Source organism: Cloacibacterium caeni (assembly GCF_907163125.1).
GTDB lineage: Bacteria > Bacteroidota > Bacteroidia > Flavobacteriales > Weeksellaceae > Cloacibacterium > Cloacibacterium caeni_B.
This window is the reverse complement of record NZ_OU015319.1, coordinates 1,732,632-1,753,438: the sequence shown is the minus strand read 5'-3', so window position 1 is coordinate 1,753,438 and position 20,807 is coordinate 1,732,632. Positions and strand designations below refer to the sequence as shown.

Genomic DNA, 20,807 nt, shown 5'->3' with positions numbered 1-20,807 from the left:
ACGCAGAATTTCAGTAAGTTATTTATAAAATTTAAGAATTTGTTAACATTATTACGGGAATGTCTTTAGAATCTAAGAATAAATTTTTCGGTTTAAAAATAAAGTTGTACTTTTGCACCTCGTTACATAATAATCATTAAATAATATTGGCATGTACTTAACATCAGAAAAAAAATCAGAAATCTTCGCTAAACACGGAGGAAACGCTGCAAACACAGGTTCTGCAGAAGGGCAAATCGCTTTATTCACATTCAGAATTAACCATTTGTCTGGTCACTTAAAGAAAAACCACAAAGATTATGCTACTGAGAAATCTCTAGTTAAATTAGTAGGTAAAAGAAAAAGATTGTTAGATTATCTTAAGAAAACTGAAATTTCTCGTTATAGAGCAATTATTGCTGAACTAGGAATCAGAAAATAATCAGATACAAGAAAATTTTAGAAGCAACTCAATTTTGAGTTGCTTTTTTATTTATATTTGAATACTAAATTAAAAAAAATGGACATTCGTTTAGAAAAACTAGAGCTCATGAAATTGCTTTTACAGACAGAAAGTGAATCTGTTTTAAAAAAGGTGAGAGAAGCTTTCAAAAACGAGGAACAGGGTTATATTTCTCAGGAGCAATATGATATTGTAGCAGAAAGAAGAGCAGAATATTTAAGCGGAGAAGGAAAATACTTTAGTTTTGATGAGGTAAAAAAAAGAATCCAAGAGAAAACCAAATAATCTCATGAAATATAAATTAATATTCAGAGATAAAGCAGTTTTTGAAATGGAAGATGCTTATGAATATTATGAATCTAAATCCAAAGATTTAGGAAAGAAATTTCTCCTTGTTCTGCAAAAATATTTTGATAAAATAGAGCAAAATCCAAAACATTTTTCATGTAGATTTAATGAAATAAGAGAAGCATACATCGTAAAATTTCCTTTTGTAATCTTATTTGAAATTCATCATGAGGAAATAATTATTTATTCCATTTTTCATACCAGTAGAAATCCAGAAGAGAAAATGTAACATGCAATTCAATTTTGAGTTGCTTTTTTGTTATAACTTTTTTAAATTCCGTATCTTTGCCATCGAAAATTTAAAAAGTTTAAATAGTAACGCAATCAATACGGATTGCACAAGACAGTAAATTTTATGAATGCTCCAGAAGCAATTATTGAAAAATTTCAATTGAAAGACGGGAGAGAAGTCTCCATTGAAACAGGAAGATTAGCAAAACAAGCTAATGGTTCTGTAGTAGTAAAATGTGGCGGAACAATGCTTTTAGCAACAGTTGTAGCTAACAAAGACGCAAATCCAGGGGTAGATTTCTTGCCTCTTACAGTAGATTACAGAGAAAAATTCTACGCGGGTGGTAAAATCCCAGGAAATTTCTTTAGAAGAGAAACTAAACCTTCTGATGATGAGGTTCTTACCATGAGATTAGTAGACAGAGTACTTCGTCCGCTTTTCCCAGAAGATTTCCACGCAGAAGTTCAAGTAATGATTTCCCTAATTTCTTACGATGAGCAAACAATGCCAGAAGCTTTAGCTGGTTTAGCCGCTTCAGCAGCAATTGCTATTACAGATATTCCTTTCAACGGGCCAATGTCTGAAGTAAGAGTAATAAGAATAGACGGTGAACTTTCTATCAACCCAAGTATCGAAAATCTTAAAAAAGCAGATTTAGATATTATGGTGGGTGCTACCAAAGATTCTATCGTAATGGTAGAAGGTGAAATGAAAGAAATTTCTGAAGCAGAAATGCTAGAAGCGATTAAATATGCTCACGAAGAAATTAAAGTTCAAATCGAAGCCCAAGAAAGATTAGCAGCGAGAATTCCTGCATCTCAAACCAAAAGAGAATACAGCCACGAAACGCACAACGAAGAAATTCGTGAGAAAGTTTGGGCAGAATGTTATGATAAAGTTTACAACGTAGCAAAAACTCCTTCTGCAAAAGAAGAAAGACACGAAAAATTTGCTGCAGTTTTAGAAGAATTCCTTTCTCAATATTCAGAAGAAGAAAGAGCAGACGTAGAACCATTTGCTAAAATTTACTACCACGATGTAGAAAAAGAAGCAATGCGTCAAATGATTCTAAACGAAGGAATCAGATTAGATGGTAGAGATCCTAAAACGATTCGTCCGATTTGGTCAGAAATCGATTATTTACCAGGAGCTCACGGTTCTGCAATCTTTACCAGAGGTGAAACGCAATCTCTTACAGCCGTAACTTTAGGTTCTGTAAAAGATGCCAACATGGTAGATTCTGTTGCGATTAATTATGACGAAAAATTCTTCTTACATTATAATTTCCCACCATTCTCAACTGGTGAAGCAAGACCTCTAAGAGGAACTTCAAGAAGAGAAGTTGGTCACGGAAACTTAGCTCAAAGAGCTTTAGCAGGAATGATTCCTCACGAAAATCCTTATACCATCAGAGTAGTTTCAGATATTTTAGAATCTAACGGTTCTTCTTCTATGGCTACTGTTTGTGCAGGAACTCTTGCATTAATGGATGCTGGTGTACAAATTACAAAACCAGTTTCTGGTATTGCAATGGGATTAATTACTGATCCTAAATCTGGTAAATTCACTGTACTTTCTGATATTTTAGGAGACGAAGATCACTTGGGTGATATGGACTTCAAAGTAACAGGTTCTGCAGACGGAATTACCGCTTGTCAAATGGATATCAAAATCCAAGGTTTAACCATGGATATCATGGAAACCGCATTAAACCAAGCAAGAGAAGGTAGATTACATATTTTAGGAGAAATCCTTAAAACCATCGATAAACCAAGAGCAGATGTGAAACCTCACGCTCCGAAAATGGAAATTTTAGAAATTTCTAAAGATTTCATCGGTGCGGTAATTGGACCTGGTGGTAAAATTATCCAACAGCTTCAAAAAGATACAGATACTGTAATCTCTATTGAAGAAATGGGCGAAATTGGTAGAATTGAAATCTCTGGAACTGACCGTGAGAAAATCAATGCTGCAATTGCTAGAATAAACGAAATTACTTTCGTGCCAGTTGTAGGTACTGTTTACAAAGGTAAAGTAGTAAAAGTAATGGATTTCGGTGCATTTGTGGCGATTGCTAAAGGAACCGAAGGTTTACTACACATCTCAGAAATCGAATGGAAGAGATTAGATAAAGTTCCTTATGCTGAAGGTGATGAAGTAGAAGTGAAATTTATGGGTTATGATGATCGTAAGAAAATGAGACTTTCGAGAAAAGTTCTTTTACCAAGACCACCAAGACCAGAACAAAAGCCTAGAACTGAAGGAGACGCTCCAAAACCAGAAGGAGAACAACCAACAGAACAAGCATAAAAATAGAAACTCTCGCAATTTTGCGGGAGTTTTTTTCTCACGTCTCCTTCACACTATAATATTCTAAAAGTCTATGGAGAAATTTTTTAAATCGTAGTTTTATAGTTCTCATATTTTTACTTTTTAGATGTTCAAAAATAGGGCTATCCTTTTTGTGATTCAATTACACTTTTGTGTGATTTTTTGGGGAATTTTTTAGAAAAATCTAAAAATGTTTTTCTGAGTGTATTCATAGATTGTCATTTTTATTTAGATTGTATTGATATTATTTAGTTAAATCTCTCAAAACATAAAAAATATTCTCATTTTTTGGTGGCTGATAAATCTCAAGCGTAAAATTTTCATGGTTTAGTCAATTTCTTGTATTTTTGAGAATAAACAAATTAAAAAATATGAGCTTTCCTACAGACATAGAAATAGCGCAATCGGCAGATATTAAACATATTAGAGAAATTGCAGAAAAAATCGGTATCGACCGAGAAGATTTAGAGTATTACGGGAAATACAAAGCGAAAATCCCTTTAAAATACATCAACGAAGAAAATATCAAGAAATCAAAATTGATTTTGGTTTCAGCGATTAATCCTACTCCAGCTGGTGAAGGAAAAACCACTGTTTCTGTAGGTTTGTGTGACGGATTGAACAAAATCGGTAAAAAAGCCATCGCAGTTTTGCGTGAGCCAAGTTTAGGTCCAGTTTTTGGGATAAAAGGTGGAGCAGCAGGTGGTGGTTACGCACAAGTTATTCCGATGGTAGATATTAATCTGCATTTTACAGGAGATTTTTCGGCGGTAGAAAAAGCCAATAATTTACTTTCTGCGCTGATTGATAATAATCTTCAAGATAAAAAAAGAAGCCTCAATATAGACCCTAGAACCATCGTTTGGAAGCGTGTAATGGATATGAATGATAGAAGTCTTCGTCATATTGTAGTGGGTTTGGGCGGTTCTAATAACGGAATTACGCGTGAAGAAGGTTTCAATATTACACCCGCATCAGAAGTGATGGCAATTCTTTGTCTTTCTAAAGATTTCGAAGATTTAAAAAACAGATTAGGAAATATTTTCGTAGGCTATACTTTTGATAAAAAACCAATTTACGCCAGAGATTTAAATGCTCAAGGAGCAATGGCGATTTTATTAAAAGACGCCATTCGTCCGAATTTAGTACAAACTTTAGAAGGAAATCCTGCGATTCTTCATGGTGGCCCTTTCGCGAATATTGCGCAAGGAACCAATACGATTATCGCTACTAAAATGGGACTTTCTTTAGCAGATTTTGTGGTAACAGAAGCCGGATTCGGAGCAGATTTAGGCGCAGAAAAATTCATGCACATCAAAGGATATTATGGAAATTTAAAACCAGATGCTTATGTTTTGGTGGCTACCATCAGAGCTTTAAGATATCACGGTGGTGCTAAAAAGGGCGAATACGAAAAACCGAATCTTGCAGCAGTAGAAAAAGGCATTGAAAACCTTAAAAAACATATCGAAAACGGCTTTAAATGGCAATTAAAACCAATTGTAGCGATTAATCATTTTGCCACAGATTCAGAAGAAGAAATCAATTTTGTAAAAGCAGAATGCGAAAAGTTAGGGGTGAAAGCCATTCTCGCAGATGAATTTACGATGGGAGGAGAAGGCATGAAAGCACTCGCAGAAGAAGTAGCGAGCTGTGCATTTAACTGCGGTAATAATTTTAAACCTTTATACAGTGTAGAAGATTCTGTGGAGCACAAAATCGAAAAAATTGCCAAAGAAGTTTATGGTGCTGACAGCGCTGTATTTTCTCAGAAAGCTAAAAATCAGTTAAAGTCCATTTATGAACTTGGACTGGATAAGCTACCGATTTGTATGGCAAAAACTCAAAAATCTTTATCGGATGATGAGAAAAAAATTGGAAGGCCAATTGGTTTCAAAGTGACTGTTCGTGAATTTGAATTTGCAGCAGGAGCAGGATTCATTATTCCAATTTTAGGAGATATGATGAGAATGCCTGGTTTGCCAAGTATTCCGGCAGCAGAAGGAATGAATATAGATAAAGATGGTGTCATTACTGGATTAAGTTAATCTTTAGACCATATAAAATAACAAACCGACTTTTTATAAAGTCGGCTTTTTTTTGAAATTCTGTAAATATTTATGGAAATTCTATAAAATATTTTTCATGGATTTGTAGAATCTTTGTATCAACAAAAAGCACCAATCACAAAATATAAAAACAAAATTATGAAAAATGTAAGATCAAAAATATTCACTGCGATTTTAGCTTATGTAGCTCCGATTGCGATTAATTATTTGATGAATAGATTTCTGAACAAGAAATCTAAACCGCAAGTAAAATCTACGCTATAACACTATAGTTTCAACATAAATCAGTTTTCTCAATTATTTAATTTTTTAGCTCTCGAGATGTTAAGTTAACTTTCGGGAGCTTTTTAGTGATAAAACTCAGATGTTTATTATTTGAATATTTCAGATAAAAACTGTAACTTTATGAAATGAAAGATAATAACTTATAAAATGTAGGTGGCTTTCTTTAAAGCCTCAATTTTATAACTATTTTCATAATTTTTAAGTTTTTATGTTAGACTTCGCTTGAGCCATTCAAGCGAAGTTTTTTATTGATAGAAGAAATTAAATATAGAAATTGAAATTTCTTAACATACATCAATGACTTCGTATCAGAAATAAGACTACTTTTGTCTCATTAAAAAAATAAAAAGATTATGATTAAAAAAATTGCATTATCATTAGTACTAGTATCAGGACTAGCTTTTGGACAAGCTAAAAAAGTAGTTTCTTCTGACGTTCATTGGTGGGGTTATAAGTTAGCTAAAACTGAAGCGTCTTCTCACGATGGAACTGTAACCGTGAAAAACGGAACTGTAGTTTTAAAGAAAAACGCTCTAGTTGGTGGTACTTTTGTATTAGATATGACTTCTATTAACGCTACTGATTTACAAGGTGAATATCAACAAAAATTAAACGGTCACCTTAAAAATGGCGATTTCTTCGAAGTTGATAAATATCCTACTGCTACTTTCAAAATCACTTCTGTGAAAAAAGGAGCTAATGGTAAAAGCGTAGTTTCAGGAAATCTTACTGCTAAAGGAAAAACTAATGCAGTTTCTTTCCCAGCTAAAATTTCAGTTAAAAACGGTGTAGTAACTTTAGAATCTGATAAATTTACTATCGATAGACAAAAATGGGACATAGCTTATAAATCTACTATGCAAGATGTAGTAGTAAAAGACGATATAGATTTGGTTGTTAAACTAACAGCGAAATAGTTTTTTTCAATTGTGTTTTTAGAGAATCCTAAAGAAAATTTCTTTAGGATTTTTTGTTTTTAATCTGTAAATTTATACAGAATTACTAAGCTAATAATCGCATGAAATTATATGTCATCAGTGGATTGGGAGCAGATGGAAGTATTTTTGAATACATTCAGTTTCCTAAAAAGTTTACCGAAATTATCTACATCGATTGGTTAATTCCTAATTACAACGAAAGTTTTGAAAACTATGTCAATAGAATGGCCGAAAAAGTAGATGTCAGCGAAAAATTCTGTTTATTGGGTTATTCTTTTGGAGGAATTATGGTGCAAGAAATTCACAAACTGAAACCCGCAGAAAAAGTAGTAATTCTGGGAAGTATAAAGTCTGATAAAGAAATGTCTATCACCTTTCATTTGGCAAAAAGTTCTAGAATTTTTGCGAAACTTCCCGAAAGTTATTTCTCCGAAAAAACCATAAAATCTTATGCCTTTTTCAGAAAATTATTTGACCCAAATAATCCTAAACTTTGGCAATATTTCAAGGTGCAAAATCCTACATATTTGAAATGGAGTATCAATAAAATCTTAGAATGGAAACATGAAGAAGATTCAAACGTAATCCAAATTTTAGCAGATAAAGACATTGTTTTTCCAGTAAAAAATTCTAAACCCAATTATGTCATAAAAGGCGGAACACACCTTTTTCCAGTGACTAAAGCCAAGGAAGTTTCTAAAATTTTAGAAGAAGTTTTCAGCGAATGATTATTTTTGGTTTTTCTGAGCTTTTTGTTTTTCCTTTTCCAATTTTTTAAAATAACCTCTGAAGAAAATATTATGCTTCAGCGCTTCCAGATTTTGGTTCAGTGAAACACTTGCCTGGTTAAGATTATTCATTGTAGAATCTATATTTTTCACCAAATTGGCATCGTTAGAAAGGTAATTGATGGCGCCTTTTCCGTTTTTAGCATTGCTGATGGTTTCGTTTAGATTTTCTACAGTTTTATTGATGTTTTGAGAAGATTCATCGAGATGAGTAAGTGCTCTTCGCATTTTATTGGCTACAGCAGAATCTTTAAGCACCGCAACGATGTTTTCTTTATCATTAATTCCTGCAAGAATTTTATTCACTTCATTAATGGTTCTCGTGGTTTCGTAGCTGGTTTTCTTAATGTTGGCAATGCTATTTTTAAGGTCAGAGATTCCATATTTCACATCTTGACTTAAGGTTTTGTCATTCAGTAACATACTTAGCGTTCCTGTTCCGTTATTGATTTTTTCAGAAACTTCTAGAATATTAGCCGTAATTTGTTCAGCATTGTTATTGGTTTTGTTAAGGGTTTTGAGTAAATCTTCTGTTGTGAGCCTTTCTTCGGCTTTTAGAATGTCACCAGATTTAGCAAGTGCCGCTTTTTCAGAATTTGGAGTGATATTGACAATCATATTTCCTACCAAACCATCAGAAGCAATACTTGCCACTGCATTTTTTTTGATGAATTTCATCGCACTTTTGTCGATATTCATTTCTACATTGATGAGCGTATCGTTGATGATTTCTATCTTTTTAACATAGCCCACATTAATTCCAGAAAAACGGACATTATTCCCTTCTTGTAAGCCATTTACATTTTCGAAATGTGCTTTTAAGGTTTCGGTTTCACCAAAAAATTGCTGTCTGTTTCCGATAAAATAAACAGCCATAATAAAAATAATGGTTCCGAGGATAACAAATATTCCGAGTCTTAATTTTTGAGCAACTGATTTTTCCATGTTTTTAAAAAACTTATTTAAAAAATGCTTTTACTTTTGGGTCTTGTGAAGTGGAAAGTTCGGCAAATGTTCCTTCTGCATAATTTTTTCCGTCAATCAGTAAAATCATTCTATTAGCAATAACTCTAGCACAGTCTACATCATGCGTAATGATGATAGACGAGGTTTTATATTTTTCTTGCACCGATTTCATGAGCAAGATAATTTCTTTAGAAGTAATAGGGTCTAAACCGGTGGTTGGTTCATCATAAATGATGATTTTTGGTTTCAGAATAAGTGTTCTGGCAAGAGCAACTCTTCTTTTCATACCGCCTGAAAGTTCATTCGGCATTAAATCAATTACATTTTTGAGTCCCACATTTTGCAGCGCTTCTTCTACCAAAGGCAAAGTGTCTTTTACATTTCCAAACTTTGAAATATGTCTTCTGAGCGGAAACTCTAGATTTTCTCTCACCGTCATAGAATCATAAAGCGCACTTCCTTGAAATAAAAATCCAATGTCTGCTCTTATTTCGTCTAAAGCTTTCAGAGAAAGATGCTCTAATTTTTGGCTCATAATTTCTATCGTTCCACTGTCTGGAATTTCTAAACCAATCAAACATTTTATCATCACCGATTTTCCAGAACCAGATTTTCCCATAATCACCAGATTTTCTCCTTTATAAAGATTAAGGTTAAATCCGTCCAAAACTACATTGTCTCCATATTTTTTATAGAGATTTTCAATTTTGATTATCGGTTCATGTGCAGCATTAGGATTCATCTTATTCTATAAAAATATTGGTAATTAATACAGCGATAAAATCGATAACAAACAATAACATGGAGGAGTAAACCACCGCAGAATTGGCGGCAATTCCTACACCTCGTGTTCCTGATTTACATTGGTATCCTTTGAAACAACCTACCATTCCTATGGCAAAACCAAAGAAAAAAGTCTTGATGGTTGCAGGAAGCAAATCACTAAATTCTATATTGTCAAAAACTTGATTAAAATATTGTAAAAAAGAAACATCGCCTTTCAGATTTTCTACCAAATAAGACCCGAAAATTGCGATGAAATCACTGTAAAAAACCAAAATCGGTAGCATAGCAGTCGTCGCAAGAATTCTAGTCACCACCAAATATTTAAAAGGATTGGTTCCAGAAACTTCCATAGCGTCTATTTGTTCGGTTACGCGCATAGAACCTATTTCTGCACCTATTCCAGAGCCTATTTTTCCTGCACAAATCAGCCCAGTAATAATCGGCCCGATTTCTCTAATAATGGAAATACTCACCATGGAAGGCATCCAAGAAACAGCACCAAATTCCATTAAAGTAGGGCGGGTTTGTAAAGTAAAAACCAAACCGATGATAAATCCCGTAACAGAAACTAGAAAAAGTGAGCGGTTACCAATGCTGTAACATTGTTTCAGGAATTCTTGAAAATCATAAGGTTTTTTATAAAATTCTTTTAAAAATCTTATGCTGAAATAGCTCATTTCGCCTATCTCTACGATGAAGTTTTTTAAAGATTGTACTATTTGATAAAAAACTTTCATAATAAACATTTAAACTTCTATCAAATTTACTGAAATTTTTTGATTTATCCTTAAAATTCCTGTTAATTATTTGATAACAAAAAAAAAACCGCAGTCATTTTTTATGACAGCGGAAAACTTTTTATTTTGCGACTTGTTTTTTTGGTGATTATTTTTTTCTTTTAAAATCTTCGTCTTTCATAACCATTTTATAAGCGAGCCATAATCCGAAAACCGATGCAATGATGAAAAAAAACATCGCTATAGAAATTCCAAAAATTTGAAAATTAGGAACTCTCATCAATAGAGATGAGCCAATAATTAATGCAGCAATAATAAGTGCGATGGAAATTCTATTGGCTACTTTTTGGAAGGCATCGGTAAATCGTTCTTCATCTATCGCATCTATTTTGAGCTGAAACTGGTTCTGAGCCAAATTTTCGGTGATTTTATTAAGTCTTTCCGGAAGATTTTCGGCTAATTTTTTGGTTTCTATCAATTGAGCAAAGAAATTTTCTGGTTTGGCTTCGTGAGCCATTTTTTTAACCATCATTTTCTCCAAAATCTGCTTCATGTTTTCAGCCAAATCATATTGAGGAGCGAGAACCGCTACAATTTGGTCTAAATTCAATAAAATTTTTCCAAGAATATTCAGTTCTACCGCAATTCTGATTCCTTTTTCTGCGGCAATTTTATTCATTCTGATGAGCATTTTTCCCGTTTGCATTTCTGCGGCATTTCTGTTCTGAGAATCCAGTACAATTCGGTTAATTTCTTTTTTGAAACCAATAATATCTGCGTTTTTATCATCTTGACTGATTTCTAGAAGCACTTTAGAAACTTCTTCACCATTGTATTTGCTAATAGCGATGAGCAATTTCAAGATTTGTTCCTGCAAATTCGGGCTGAATTTCGCCACCATTCCTAAATCCATTAAGGCAATTTTTCGGTCTTTGGTCAGGTGTACATTTCCAGGATGCGGATCTGCATGCGCAAAACCATCAAAAATAATTTGTTGAAGATAAGCTTTTACCAATTCATCAATGAGCACCGAAAAATCGATTTCCGTTTTTTGAATTCCATGAACAGAAGTGATTTTTTGACCTTCCACGAAATCCATCGTCAAAATTTTAGAAGTAGAGTAGTCTAAAACAGGTTGAGGAATCACAATATGCTCAAATTTTTCTAGATTTTTGCCCAGAGCAATCAGATTTTGAGCTTCTCTGTTGTAATCTAGTTCGTGAATGAGAATATGTCTCATCTCGTCTAGAACATCGTCTATTCCGTATTTTTTGGCGGTTTTAGAATGTTTTACAGCAAGGTCTGATAATTCTTTCAAGGTGTCTAAATCTTCGATGAAATTTTTACGAATTCCCGGTCTTTGAATTTTCACCGCTACTTCTTTTCCAGAGCGCAAAACCGCTTTGTGAACCTGTCCAATACTTGCTGAAGCCAAAGGTTGGGTTTCAAAACTCAAAAAAGCTTTGGAAATTTTTGTATCTAATTCCTCTTCCACTATTTTTTGGATTTCTGAATACGGAATTTCCTCTACATCATCTTGTAGAGAAGCCAATGCCAATAAATAAGGTTCTGGCAATAAATCTGGTCTTGTAGAAAGAGTTTGCCCGATTTTTACATAAGTCGGCCCCATATTTTTGAGGTCTTCTACCAATTCTTCTGGCGAAGTGTAGCGATTAGACTCTTCAGAAAGTTCCTGATCTTCTGCCAATTCATCAAGTGCTTTGTCTGAAGCAGCCGATAAAATATCGCTGTTTCTATATTTGAGTACCAAAGAAATAAATTTCTGGTATTTTTTTAGATTTTCGGGAATAATTTTCATAGGAAATGAGTTGTTTTTTCAAGAGCAAATTAATTGAGAATAAGTGGCTTATCTGTTACAAAATTTGAAGGGGTATTTTCAAAATTTTAAGGATGAATAATTTTTTATGGTTTGCCTAATAATTTTATCTTTGTAAAAATCATTTATCAATAATCAATATGGAGAGTATTTCGGTTTTTGAAATCATAAAAGTAGGAATTGGGCCATCTTCGTCTCATACGATGGGACCTTGGAATGCAGCGGAAATGTTTCTGTGTGAAATCAGAAGAAATCATCAGATTTCAGAGGTGGCAGAAGTGTATGTAGAGTTTTTTGGCTCGCTTGCCAAAACAGGAATTGGTCACGGAACAGATATTGCCGGAATGCTGGGTTTAAGCGGAGAAAATTTTAAAAAAATAGATACCGATAAAATAGATGCTAAAATAGCCGAAATCAAAAATTCTGGGAAATTGATTTTAGGTGCTGAAAAAGAAATTCCTTTTATTTATGGAAAACATTTGGTGCTGAATATGCAAAAATCTTTAGATTTTCACCCAAATGGAATGATTTTCAAAGCGGTTTTTAACAACGGCGAAATTTTAGAAAATGACTACTATTCTGTTGGTGGCGGTTTTGTGGCGACTCAAGAAGATAATTCTATAGAAAGTCATTGTATCAGAACACCTTATCCTTGTCATAAAGGCGAAGATATTTCTAAATATTGTGAAAAATTAGGAGTACAGAGACTTTCTGATTTGGTATACATCAATGAAGAAGCTTGGAGAACCAAAGAAGAAACGAGAAGTGAAGCACTTTACATTTGGCAACAAATTAAAGAATGCATTTACAAAGGCGTTAATAAAGAAGGTGTTTTACCGGGTGGACTTAATGTAACGAGAAGAGCTGCTGATTTCAATCGAAAATTATTAGGCGAAGACGTTATTTACAAAAATATAAACGAATGGTTTGCTGCGGTAAAAAATTCTCCTAAAGATTTCAATCAAATTACCCGTTGGATTTCATGTTTTGCATTGGCTGTAAACGAAGAAAATGCCAGTTTTGGTAGAATTATCACGGCACCTACGAATGGAGCGAGTGGTGTAATTCCTGCGGTGCTCATGTATTCTCAAACCTTTACAGAATTTAACTCAGAAGAAGATATCATCAGATTTATTTTAGTAGCGGGAGAAATCGGTACGCTTTTCAAGAAAAATGCAACCATTTCTGCAGCGATGGGAGGTTGCCAAGCAGAAATCGGTGTTTCTTCGGCGATGGCGGCAGCTGGTTTGACAGAAATTTCGGGCGGAACTCCAGCTCAAGTAATGATGGCAGCAGAAATTGCGATGGAACATCACCTTGGTCTCACTTGCGACCCAATTGGTGGATTGGTGCAGATTCCGTGTATTGAGAGAAATTCTATGGGTGCTATGAAAGCGATTACCGCTTGTCATATCGCGCTAGAAAGCGATCCTTCTAAAGCCAGAGTTTCTCTGGATGATGTCATTAAATCCATGTGGGAAACTGCACTAGACATGAATTCTAAGTACAAGGAAACTTCTGAAGGTGGTTTAGCAGTTGCCGTGAACGTGGCAGAATGTTAATGAAATTTTGAGGAAGATAACCTCCATTTATTTTCTAAAAATTCTTAACTTGTGCCGTTGAATTTTTATCAATGGCTACCATTATCAAACCCAATATTGCTCCCGAATTGCTCTCACAACTCGACACGAAATTCGAGGAAGAGAAGCAAGTTATCGTGCATTGTGGTTTTCAGAATAATTATTTGATTGGAAATCTCGTAAGAATTTGGCGCACCACGTTCTTGGTGGATAAATTTACGGGGCACCGAAGCCAACTTTTATTCTGGGAAAATATCTCGATGTTTCCTTACTGGACGGAAGTTCCGCCTGTGAAAGAATATTGGTTTACCCTTATTTTTTCTGGATTGCCTAAAGATTGCAAACTCTTTGATTTCGTAGAAGAAATTCCGCAAGAAGGAGGTTTTTTGGTGACTGATATTGATAGAAATGAAAGCGATGTTTATACTATAAAATTAATTTAAATGAAGAAGATTTACCTACTTTTACTCTTAGTTTCAAGTTTTGCCTTTGGTCAAGGTCTTAAAAATAAAACCGATAAAAAACAATTTCCTGTCGAAATTCTAGAAATCGAAACCTTTCAAAAAGAACTTAATAAAGAATACAAAACAGAAGAAGAAACACCTTTGCGTGGTTCTAATTTCAAGAAATTCAAGTCTCATCCGTTTTTTCCTATTGATTTAACTTATCGTGTAAAAGCGAAATTGGTAAAAACCGAAAACGCGGTTCCTTTTGAAATTCCTACTTCGTCTGGAAGAACCAAAAAATACAGAGAATTCGGGAAAGCATATTTCACGCTGAATGGAGCAGAACAGGTTTTGACGGTTTATCAAAGTTTAGCCTTGTTAGATGACCCAGAATATCAGGATTATTTATTTTTGCCTTTCAAAGATGAAACCAACGGAAAAGATACGTATGGTGGTGGAAGATATTTGGATTTAAGAATTCCTCAAAATGATGAATTGATTATTGATTTCAATAAAGCGTATCATCCGTTATGTGCTTATAACGCTACGGATTACAGTTGCCCAATTGTTCCTCAGCATAACTGGTTGCAATTACCTATCGAAGCAGGCGTGAAATACCAAAATATTTGGTTTGAGCATTAGATTCTAGATGTGAGATACTAGATACAAGACATGAGATGTGAGCATCTCAAAAAATTGCATAAACTAAAAATTCAAAATTTATTTTCCTCTATTCAAAGAAAGCAAATTTTGAATTTTTTTATCAAATATTTTGAGTAAAGTAATTTTGCAAAAATCGTTAATGCTTAATGTTTTTAAAACGCAAAGATTCTGAATAATAAAAACTAATATTTAAGAAAGCAAAGCTAAAATTCGCAAGCGAATTGAAAAAGCGAAAGCTTAAAAACGAATTTATTCGTCAACTTTGCTCGCTTAAAGCATGAAAAATTTGTTAAAAATCTTTGCGCTCATTGCGAAAAACCTTTGCGACATTGCGTGAAAAAATCTATCTAACCACCGCATTAATTTTATCCCAAAGTGCAGCATCAAAACCAGACAATGCAAAATTAGGATTCTGCGGATCCGAAGCATCGCCCATTCTGATGACCACCATATTTTTACTCGGAATTACATAAATTCTTTGATCTTCGGCGCCCATCGCTGCATACATATCTGCAGGAGCATTAGGAACTAAAGCAGTGGGATAAACCGTTTGCGAGCCCGGAACCATGTATTTAGATTTTCCATTGAGCCACCAAAGATAACCGTAAGAAGGATTGATATTTTGAGAAGTAGAAATGGCTTCGTTCAGATAAGTTTCATTGATGATTTGTTCGTTTTTCCATTTTCCTTTGTTCAGGAAAAGCAGTCCAAATCTCGCCATACTTCTGGTATTGCTATGATAAATGGTGAAAATAGCCCCGAAATTCCAGAAACCATCCATCCCGATTTTATTTTTCAGTTTGGCGTTAAAATACGTTTCAAAATCTTGATTGCTCGCTTTACCAATCACATTTATCAAAAGCTGAAAAACATTGCTGTAAGACCATCTGCTTCCTGCATCTGCTAAATATGTAAGATTGGGTTTTATCACGAGGTTGCTCTCGTCATTAAGACCAGAAGTCATGGTGAGTAAATGTCTCGGCGTGATGAGGTTTTCTTTTTCCAGAGGTTCGCTTGTCCAGCCGTTTCCTAAATATTGAGAAACTTTATTGTTGATGTTCAGTAAACCTTCTTGTTGAGCAATTCCTGTGGTGGTAGAAACCAGCGTTTTTCCTGCGCTGTTCCATTGCCAAGTTGCAGTAGCATTGTGTCCGTTGAAATATTCTTCCATCACAATTCTACCGTTTACGAGAATCATAAAAGATTTAGAATGTTTTTCTGCCAAGAAATCTTTAAGCGGTTGCACTGCACTTTGGTTCCAACCGAGACTGGCAATAGATTTGGTTTCCCAATTGCTGTCTGTATTATTAGGGAAATACATCGTTTCTGTGGGAGTTGGCGTAGGTTCATCTTCACTACTGCTGCAACCAAAAAACGGGAGTAACACTAAAAACGGTAAAATTCTCAAAGTTTTCATCAACTGGTTTTAGCTCTTTGATGGAGATTTGGCGGGAAGGTTAAATTTTTAGAAATATAATTTTTTACACATAGTTTGTCATTGACTCCGTCGAATCTTCGATTTCCGTAGGAATCTTTACATAGAAAAAAATTAATACTCCGAAGTCAGAGAATTCGGAAAAGTTGTTTTCTAATTATAAAATGTTCCTATAACTAAAATTAAAATTGCTATTATGAAGGAAAGACAAGAAAAAATAAATGATAAATCAACAAAACATTTCCACAAGTTAAAATTTTTAGAAATTTTAGATTGTTTCATATAAAATATTTTTCTGCTTTTACTCTCGCTTATACCATATGCTTCTTTGTAAATATTTCTTACATTTTCTAAACCTTCGTTATAGGTTTTGTGTAAAAACTCACCAACTTCATAATATCTAGCTTTTAAGTCATTAATAGCTTTTATTTTTTCAGTCGAGTTAAGCTTTTCGTATACTTCAAAATGATTAGAATAATCTAAATCATAGTCTAATTTAAATTTATCAATAAGTTCTGAAAAATTTATATCATTAGGAAGTTTGTTAGGATTAATTTCTGGGAAATCTGAATTAGATAATGATAGTTTTACGTAGTTTTCAATTCTTTGGGAAAGTATTAAAAAACGGAAAATAGAATAACGATTAAAAATGCCAAAAATTAACGTGCAAACAAAAAAAACTAATACACATTTAACATTTTCATATGAAATTGCTAATTTTAGTTTTTCTAAATTTGAGATCATTAATCCAATTCCAGTTATTGCAAAACTAACAATCCATATGATGAAACTCTCAATATTTGAAATGTTTGTTTGGAAATTCTTTCTTGAAGTTTCTAAATTATTATATTCAATTTCTCTTATTAATTCAAATGGATTTTTCATAGATAAGTTTTAATAGCGAAAAAAACATTAAAAAAGCATTTTGTTTTCATTATTACTTTATTTTACTTACAAATAGTAAAAACTTTCCAATTAAAGTCAAAATGATTAAAACTAAAAATATATATACCATTCTTTGATTACTTTTAAAATACCACCAAGAAGGATTTTCTATTTTATAAGTTATGTAATCGTTCTTAATTTTTTCATTAATTAAATTAAGCTCTTTAACATTTTGATTGTATTTTTTTAATAACTCATTATGTTTATTGATTTTTTTTGTTGGTTTTTCTCCATTTTTAATTTTTGAATTGATTTCAAGTTCTAATTTAGTGATAGTTAAAAACAATTCTCTAATACTATTTTCATATACGGTTTTTTGGGGAATTGAGATGTAAGACTTATATATAAGAGTATCATCAATAAGTTCAAAATTTCCAGATTTTAGCTCAGCCATTAATATTCCTTTGGAATAAATTATTTTATTTATCTCATTCGGATGATATTTACTACTTATTGAAATTGAATCATTAATAATCTTGTTAGGATTTTCATCAATTTGTTTAAATTCTCTATAAAAGAAAAATAAAGTAAATATTGATAATATTAAAGATGGATAAAATAATAGACTACCTACAATTTTATATATTCTATTTATTTTGTCATTATTTGGAATTTTATTTGAGTAAAATGAAATAAAAAAACCCAGAATAGGAGTTAAGAAGAATGATAATAAAAAAGAGTAACTAAAACCAATCTTTTTTTCTATTCCTATATTGTATGCTATAGTGATACAAAAAATAGCATAAACTAAAAAAAAAAGTATTTCCATAAATTTTACATTTATTATTTAATGAAAAATATAGGTTTCAAAAAATTAAAGATTATTTTTCAACCAATTTGAGCATTCAGAATTAAATCCATGCCATGCAGCTTCTCCGTTCAATCCAACAACTAATAATTCATCATTTACATCAATAAAATTTGTTAGATAGTCTCTAATTGATATTGATGTAGAGGTGGATTTAATTATGAAAGCACTGTCTAAACAATGCCACCAATCTCCTAATTCTTTTATTTTTTCAATTAATGTAGAATAATCTTGGCCTGACTTGTTTAAATCATAGCCAATTAAATAAGTTTTTGTCATAGTATTAGTTTTATTATTAAAAATTTATATATGTTTTCAAAAAAATTAAATTTGTACTAAATTAAAAAATAAAATCCATACTACATTACGGAAAAACATAAAATGCTAAAAATCATCTAAATTTTTCTAAACACCCCGTCAAAATCATAGATTTTGACACCCCTCTAAAAGAGGGGAACCAAACTAAGAACATTATTTTATCATTTACCACAGCGTTTGTCATTCTGAAAGAATCTCTACATATAGTTGCGTTAAATTTAGACTGACTTTGTCGAACCACTTCGTTAGGTTTCTTACGGAAATCGAAGATTAGACGCAGTCAATGACAAAGTCTATGTTAGAAAGTTTTGAAAAGTAATTAAGAAAACATAAAATTAAAATCTAACCTAGATTTATTTTGTTGAATCACTGTGTAAGGTTTGCAGTGGAAATCTTTTAAATAGGTGACTGAGCGGAGTCGAAGTCACCTATTTAAGCAAGACTGAAAGTCTAAAGATACAAAAGCGTCTTGCTCCTAAACCTTCGCTAAAAACTCCTCGAAAATAGGAGAGATAGAAACGGTTCCGTCTGGTTGAATTTTATCCAGTTTTACCATTTCTATTTGGTTGATAGAACTTGCGTCAAAAGGTTTCTGAACGCGTACATAATTTTCGGTGAAGCCAAACATTTTTCCGTCTTTTTCTTCGTGTTCCCAAAGTACAGGCAAGGTTTTCCCTAGTTGTGTTTGGTAAAATGCCATTTTCTTTTTCTCAGAAAGAATTCGGAGCATTTTGTTGCGTTTTTTACGTTCAGCAATCGGTACAACACCTTCCATTTCTACGGCTTCGGTATTTTCTCTTTCAGAATACGTAAAAACGTGTAAATAACTGATTGGTAATTCGTTAATGAAATTATAAGTTTCTAAAAATTTCTCTTCGGTTTCTCCCGGAAATCCTACAATTACATCTACACCAATCGCAGCATCGGGCATTACTTCTCTAATTTTAGAAACTCTGTCGCTGTACAATTTGGAGAGGTATCTTCGCTTCATTTTTTTGAGCAAATCATCGCTTCCACTTTGCAACGGAATATGAAAATGCGGTACAAAACTCTTGCTTTCAGCTACCAAATCTATGGTTTCGTCTTTCAATAAATTCGGTTCGATAGAAGAAATTCTAATTCTTTCAATTCCCTCTACTTTATTGAGTTCTTTCACCAAATCTAAGAAAGTATGTTCGTGTTTTTTATTGCCAAATTCGCCTTTTCCGTAATCGCCAATATTTACACCTGTCAAAACAATTTCTTTGATGTCTTTTTCGGCAATTTCTTTGGCATTTTTCACTACGTTTTCTACGGTGTCACTTCTAGAAATTCCTCTAGCTAAAGGAATCGTGCAATAGGTACATTTATAATCGCAACCGTCTTGAACCTTCAAAAAAGCTCTGGTTCTGTCGCCAATAGAATAACTTCCGATGAAAAAATCTGCTTCTTCTATTTCGCAAGAGTGAACTTCGGCGTGATGTTCTGTCTTTTCTAAATCTTCGAGGTAACTTAGAATATTGAATTTTTCTTTGGCGCCCAAAACCAAATCTACGCCTTCAATGGCAGAAATTTCTTCGGGTTTTAGTTGGGCATAGCAACCTACAATCACCACCAAACCATCTGGATTGGCTTTCATCGCGCGTTTTACGTGAAGTTTACATTCCTTGTCTGCATTATCGGTTACAGAACAAGTATTGATGATATAAACATTCGCAGCATCGTCAAAACTTACTTTTTGGTAACCCGCACCAGTCAATTGTCTGGCGATAGTAGAGGTTTCCGCAAAGTTCAGTTTACAGCCTAGCGTGTGAAAAGCAGCGGTTTTTGTAGTGAAATTTTCCATAATAAATTGGGTGCAAATTTACGGAAAAAATATTTAGAATGAACTGAACAGAGCTTGAGAAGAAATTTTATCAAAATTAATTTCCCCGTCCCTAAAAGGTGTAATTTTGATAAAATTTTCAAGATATTTTTCCAACCTTTAGGGTGGGGAAAAGAAAAATTTCTTGGAAATGTTTTTTCATACAAAATCTAAAAACTATAAATTTCCGAGTTTAGTGGCAATTAAAGTCGAGTCAAGTTCGGGTTTTGTTCGGAAAAAGTACCCGTTTTCCGAAGCTGATTCGAGCTTGATTCGAACATGATTCGAACAAAAGTGGTTTTTGGGGCAAATTTTTCGATGTAACGAGGCTTTAAAACATAAAAAATCCACAAATTCTAGAACTTGTGGATTTTTGGAAAGATAAGTTTGAGTTTATATGGTTTTGTGTTTATAGTTGATAAATTTTTTCAAAAGCTTCTTCTGGTAAATTCCAAGTGCAAGATGGTGCTTTGTCATTAAGAACCGCCCATTTCTTATGTTCTAAGTCGAAAATTCTAACTCCACTTAGGTTCAGTTGGTTGGTTTTGTAAATATGTAAACTTACAGATAGCGTAGGTTTATTGTTCACGATACTGTGAATTCCGCCCATTTCTTCGGCGAAAGAAATACCTTCTATTGCTACACCAGCGCCTTCATATTCTATAAAATCTTTGGTTTCTTTGTAATACACTTCGGTTAATTCACCTTTTAGGACTTTTATTTTTCCCTCGTAGTTTTTGTGGTCATGAATCGCTGTTTTATTTTCAGCGCCCCATAACATGAGAATTGCTACAGCATTTTCATTGTTAAAAACAGGGAATCTTTTATACGTTTTGGCAGGAACATCTAGTTCGTTGATTTTGAAAACTTGGTTGTATTCTTCGAAACTGAATTCGAATAGGTTTTCTACAACGGTATTAAAGTCTGCCGAGACATTTTGTAAGTCTTCTAAAGTTTGGGCTAGGGGTTTATTCATTGTTCTTTCCATAATTTTTACTTGCATGATTTTC

General features: G+C 33.2%; 21 protein-coding genes. 11 read left to right on the top strand and 10 right to left on the bottom strand.

What is annotated here, in order from left to right:
• Positions 1-151 precede the first annotated feature (151 nt).
• From rpsO to KKQ79_RS07930, 8 genes are all read left to right on the top strand, one after another.
• Positions 152-421, top strand: a complete 270-nt coding sequence (rpsO, locus tag KKQ79_RS07960) for a 30S ribosomal protein S15 (protein WP_069797122.1) — start codon at positions 152-154, stop codon at positions 419-421.
• Between the two features lie 78 nt (positions 422-499).
• Positions 500-727 (top strand): hypothetical protein, encoded by a 228-nt coding sequence (locus KKQ79_RS07955; protein WP_213189674.1) that lies wholly within the window; start codon positions 500-502, stop codon positions 725-727.
• A 4-nt stretch (positions 728-731) separates the two neighbouring features.
• Positions 732-1,019, top strand: coding sequence for a type II toxin-antitoxin system RelE/ParE family toxin (locus tag KKQ79_RS07950; RefSeq protein WP_213189673.1), 288 nt, complete (start codon positions 732-734; stop codon positions 1,017-1,019).
• A gap of 126 nt (positions 1,020-1,145) precedes the next feature.
• The gene (locus KKQ79_RS07945) at positions 1,146-3,332 is read left to right on the top strand and encodes a polyribonucleotide nucleotidyltransferase (protein WP_213190708.1); all 2,187 of its coding nucleotides are present in this window, start codon (positions 1,146-1,148) and stop codon (positions 3,330-3,332) included.
• 392 nt (positions 3,333-3,724) lie between these two features.
• Complete coding sequence (locus KKQ79_RS07940) at positions 3,725-5,401, top strand: formate--tetrahydrofolate ligase (protein ID WP_213189672.1); 1,677 nt, start codon at positions 3,725-3,727, stop codon at positions 5,399-5,401.
• Positions 5,402-5,560: 159 nt separating this feature from the next.
• Positions 5,561-5,686, top strand: coding sequence for a hypothetical protein (locus tag KKQ79_RS13915; protein ID WP_260199801.1), 126 nt, complete (start codon positions 5,561-5,563; stop codon positions 5,684-5,686).
• 377 nt (positions 5,687-6,063) lie between these two features.
• On the top strand, positions 6,064-6,624 hold the full coding sequence (locus KKQ79_RS07935; RefSeq protein WP_213190707.1) for a YceI family protein: 561 nt from the start codon (positions 6,064-6,066) through the stop codon (positions 6,622-6,624).
• Between the two features lie 101 nt (positions 6,625-6,725).
• On the top strand, positions 6,726-7,373 hold the full coding sequence (locus tag KKQ79_RS07930) for an alpha/beta hydrolase (RefSeq protein ID WP_213189671.1): 648 nt from the start codon (positions 6,726-6,728) through the stop codon (positions 7,371-7,373).
• Here KKQ79_RS07930 and KKQ79_RS07925 read toward each other — a convergent pair whose 3' ends face one another.
• From KKQ79_RS07925 to KKQ79_RS07910, 4 genes are all read right to left on the bottom strand, one after another.
• The gene (locus tag KKQ79_RS07925) at positions 7,374-8,378 is read right to left on the bottom strand and encodes an MlaD family protein (protein WP_213189670.1); all 1,005 of its coding nucleotides are present in this window, start codon (positions 8,376-8,378) and stop codon (positions 7,374-7,376) included.
• Between the two features lie 13 nt (positions 8,379-8,391).
• On the bottom strand, positions 8,392-9,141 hold the full coding sequence (locus tag KKQ79_RS07920) for an ABC transporter ATP-binding protein (protein ID WP_213189669.1): 750 nt from the start codon (positions 9,139-9,141) through the stop codon (positions 8,392-8,394).
• A 1-nt stretch (position 9,142) separates the two neighbouring features.
• The gene (locus KKQ79_RS07915; RefSeq protein ID WP_213189668.1) at positions 9,143-9,922 is read right to left on the bottom strand and encodes an MlaE family ABC transporter permease; all 780 of its coding nucleotides are present in this window, start codon (positions 9,920-9,922) and stop codon (positions 9,143-9,145) included.
• A gap of 148 nt (positions 9,923-10,070) precedes the next feature.
• Entirely contained in the window at positions 10,071-11,741 is a 1,671-nt protein-coding gene (locus KKQ79_RS07910) for an ABC1 kinase family protein (protein ID WP_213189667.1), read from the bottom strand.
• A gap of 158 nt (positions 11,742-11,899) precedes the next feature.
• On the opposite strand from KKQ79_RS07910, the gene KKQ79_RS07905 reads away from it, so the two are divergent.
• From KKQ79_RS07905 to KKQ79_RS07895, 3 genes are all read left to right on the top strand, one after another.
• Positions 11,900-13,321: an L-serine ammonia-lyase gene (locus KKQ79_RS07905; protein ID WP_213189666.1), complete on the top strand. Its 1,422-nt coding sequence runs from the start codon at positions 11,900-11,902 to the stop codon at positions 13,319-13,321.
• A gap of 71 nt (positions 13,322-13,392) precedes the next feature.
• On the top strand, positions 13,393-13,782 hold the full coding sequence (locus KKQ79_RS07900) for a hypothetical protein (protein WP_069797112.1): 390 nt from the start codon (positions 13,393-13,395) through the stop codon (positions 13,780-13,782).
• Positions 13,783-14,427, top strand: coding sequence for a DUF1684 domain-containing protein (locus tag KKQ79_RS07895; protein WP_213189665.1), 645 nt, complete (start codon positions 13,783-13,785; stop codon positions 14,425-14,427). It begins immediately after the preceding gene.
• A 364-nt stretch (positions 14,428-14,791) separates the two neighbouring features.
• Here KKQ79_RS07895 and KKQ79_RS07890 read toward each other — a convergent pair whose 3' ends face one another.
• From KKQ79_RS07890 to KKQ79_RS07865, 6 genes are all read right to left on the bottom strand, one after another.
• Positions 14,792-15,865, bottom strand: a complete 1,074-nt coding sequence (locus tag KKQ79_RS07890; protein ID WP_213189664.1) for a serine hydrolase domain-containing protein — start codon at positions 15,863-15,865, stop codon at positions 14,792-14,794.
• Positions 15,866-16,036: 171 nt separating this feature from the next.
• Positions 16,037-16,768 (bottom strand): hypothetical protein, encoded by a 732-nt coding sequence (locus KKQ79_RS07885; protein WP_213189663.1) that lies wholly within the window; start codon positions 16,766-16,768, stop codon positions 16,037-16,039.
• A gap of 52 nt (positions 16,769-16,820) precedes the next feature.
• Positions 16,821-17,597 (bottom strand): hypothetical protein, encoded by a 777-nt coding sequence (locus tag KKQ79_RS07880; protein WP_213189662.1) that lies wholly within the window; start codon positions 17,595-17,597, stop codon positions 16,821-16,823.
• Between the two features lie 45 nt (positions 17,598-17,642).
• Positions 17,643-17,915 carry a hypothetical protein gene (locus tag KKQ79_RS07875; protein ID WP_213189661.1) on the bottom strand — a complete coding sequence of 91 codons (273 nt, stop codon included), beginning with the start codon at positions 17,913-17,915 and terminating at the stop codon, positions 17,643-17,645.
• Between the two features lie 514 nt (positions 17,916-18,429).
• Positions 18,430-19,779 carry a tRNA (N(6)-L-threonylcarbamoyladenosine(37)-C(2))-methylthiotransferase MtaB gene (gene mtaB / locus KKQ79_RS07870; RefSeq protein WP_213189660.1) on the bottom strand — a complete coding sequence of 450 codons (1,350 nt, stop codon included), beginning with the start codon at positions 19,777-19,779 and terminating at the stop codon, positions 18,430-18,432.
• 427 nt (positions 19,780-20,206) lie between these two features.
• Complete coding sequence (locus KKQ79_RS07865; RefSeq protein WP_213189659.1) at positions 20,207-20,773, bottom strand: cysteine dioxygenase; 567 nt, start codon at positions 20,771-20,773, stop codon at positions 20,207-20,209.
• Between the last annotated feature and the right edge of the window lie 34 nt (positions 20,774-20,807).

Excerpts from the sequence above, each read along its gene's own strand:
- rpsO (WP_069797122.1), top strand. The coding sequence starts at position 152 with ATGTACTTAACATCAGAAAAAAAATCAGAAATCTTCGCTAAACACGGA.
- KKQ79_RS07955 (WP_213189674.1), top strand. The coding sequence starts at position 500 with ATGGACATTCGTTTAGAAAAACTAGAGCTCATGAAATTGCTTTTACAG.
- KKQ79_RS07950 (WP_213189673.1), top strand. The coding sequence starts at position 732 with ATGAAATATAAATTAATATTCAGAGATAAAGCAGTTTTTGAAATGGAA.
- KKQ79_RS07945 (WP_213190708.1), top strand. The coding sequence starts at position 1,146 with ATGAATGCTCCAGAAGCAATTATTGAAAAATTTCAATTGAAAGACGGG.
- KKQ79_RS07940 (WP_213189672.1), top strand. The coding sequence starts at position 3,725 with ATGAGCTTTCCTACAGACATAGAAATAGCGCAATCGGCAGATATTAAA.
- KKQ79_RS13915 (WP_260199801.1), top strand. The coding sequence starts at position 5,561 with ATGAAAAATGTAAGATCAAAAATATTCACTGCGATTTTAGCTTATGTA.
- KKQ79_RS07930 (WP_213189671.1), top strand. The coding sequence starts at position 6,726 with ATGAAATTATATGTCATCAGTGGATTGGGAGCAGATGGAAGTATTTTT.
- KKQ79_RS07925 (WP_213189670.1), bottom strand. The coding sequence starts at position 8,378 with ATGGAAAAATCAGTTGCTCAAAAATTAAGACTCGGAATATTTGTTATC.
- KKQ79_RS07920 (WP_213189669.1), bottom strand. The coding sequence starts at position 9,141 with ATGAATCCTAATGCTGCACATGAACCGATAATCAAAATTGAAAATCTC.
- KKQ79_RS07915 (WP_213189668.1), bottom strand. The coding sequence starts at position 9,922 with ATGAAAGTTTTTTATCAAATAGTACAATCTTTAAAAAACTTCATCGTA.
- KKQ79_RS07910 (WP_213189667.1), bottom strand. The coding sequence starts at position 11,741 with ATGAAAATTATTCCCGAAAATCTAAAAAAATACCAGAAATTTATTTCT.
- KKQ79_RS07905 (WP_213189666.1), top strand. The coding sequence starts at position 11,900 with ATGGAGAGTATTTCGGTTTTTGAAATCATAAAAGTAGGAATTGGGCCA.
- KKQ79_RS07900 (WP_069797112.1), top strand. The coding sequence starts at position 13,393 with ATGGCTACCATTATCAAACCCAATATTGCTCCCGAATTGCTCTCACAA.
- KKQ79_RS07895 (WP_213189665.1), top strand. The coding sequence starts at position 13,783 with ATGAAGAAGATTTACCTACTTTTACTCTTAGTTTCAAGTTTTGCCTTT.
- KKQ79_RS07890 (WP_213189664.1), bottom strand. The coding sequence starts at position 15,865 with ATGAAAACTTTGAGAATTTTACCGTTTTTAGTGTTACTCCCGTTTTTT.
- KKQ79_RS07885 (WP_213189663.1), bottom strand. The coding sequence starts at position 16,768 with ATGAAAAATCCATTTGAATTAATAAGAGAAATTGAATATAATAATTTA.
- KKQ79_RS07880 (WP_213189662.1), bottom strand. The coding sequence starts at position 17,597 with ATGGAAATACTTTTTTTTTTAGTTTATGCTATTTTTTGTATCACTATA.
- KKQ79_RS07875 (WP_213189661.1), bottom strand. The coding sequence starts at position 17,915 with ATGACAAAAACTTATTTAATTGGCTATGATTTAAACAAGTCAGGCCAA.
- mtaB (WP_213189660.1), bottom strand. The coding sequence starts at position 19,779 with ATGGAAAATTTCACTACAAAAACCGCTGCTTTTCACACGCTAGGCTGT.
- KKQ79_RS07865 (WP_213189659.1), bottom strand. The coding sequence starts at position 20,773 with ATGAATAAACCCCTAGCCCAAACTTTAGAAGACTTACAAAATGTCTCG.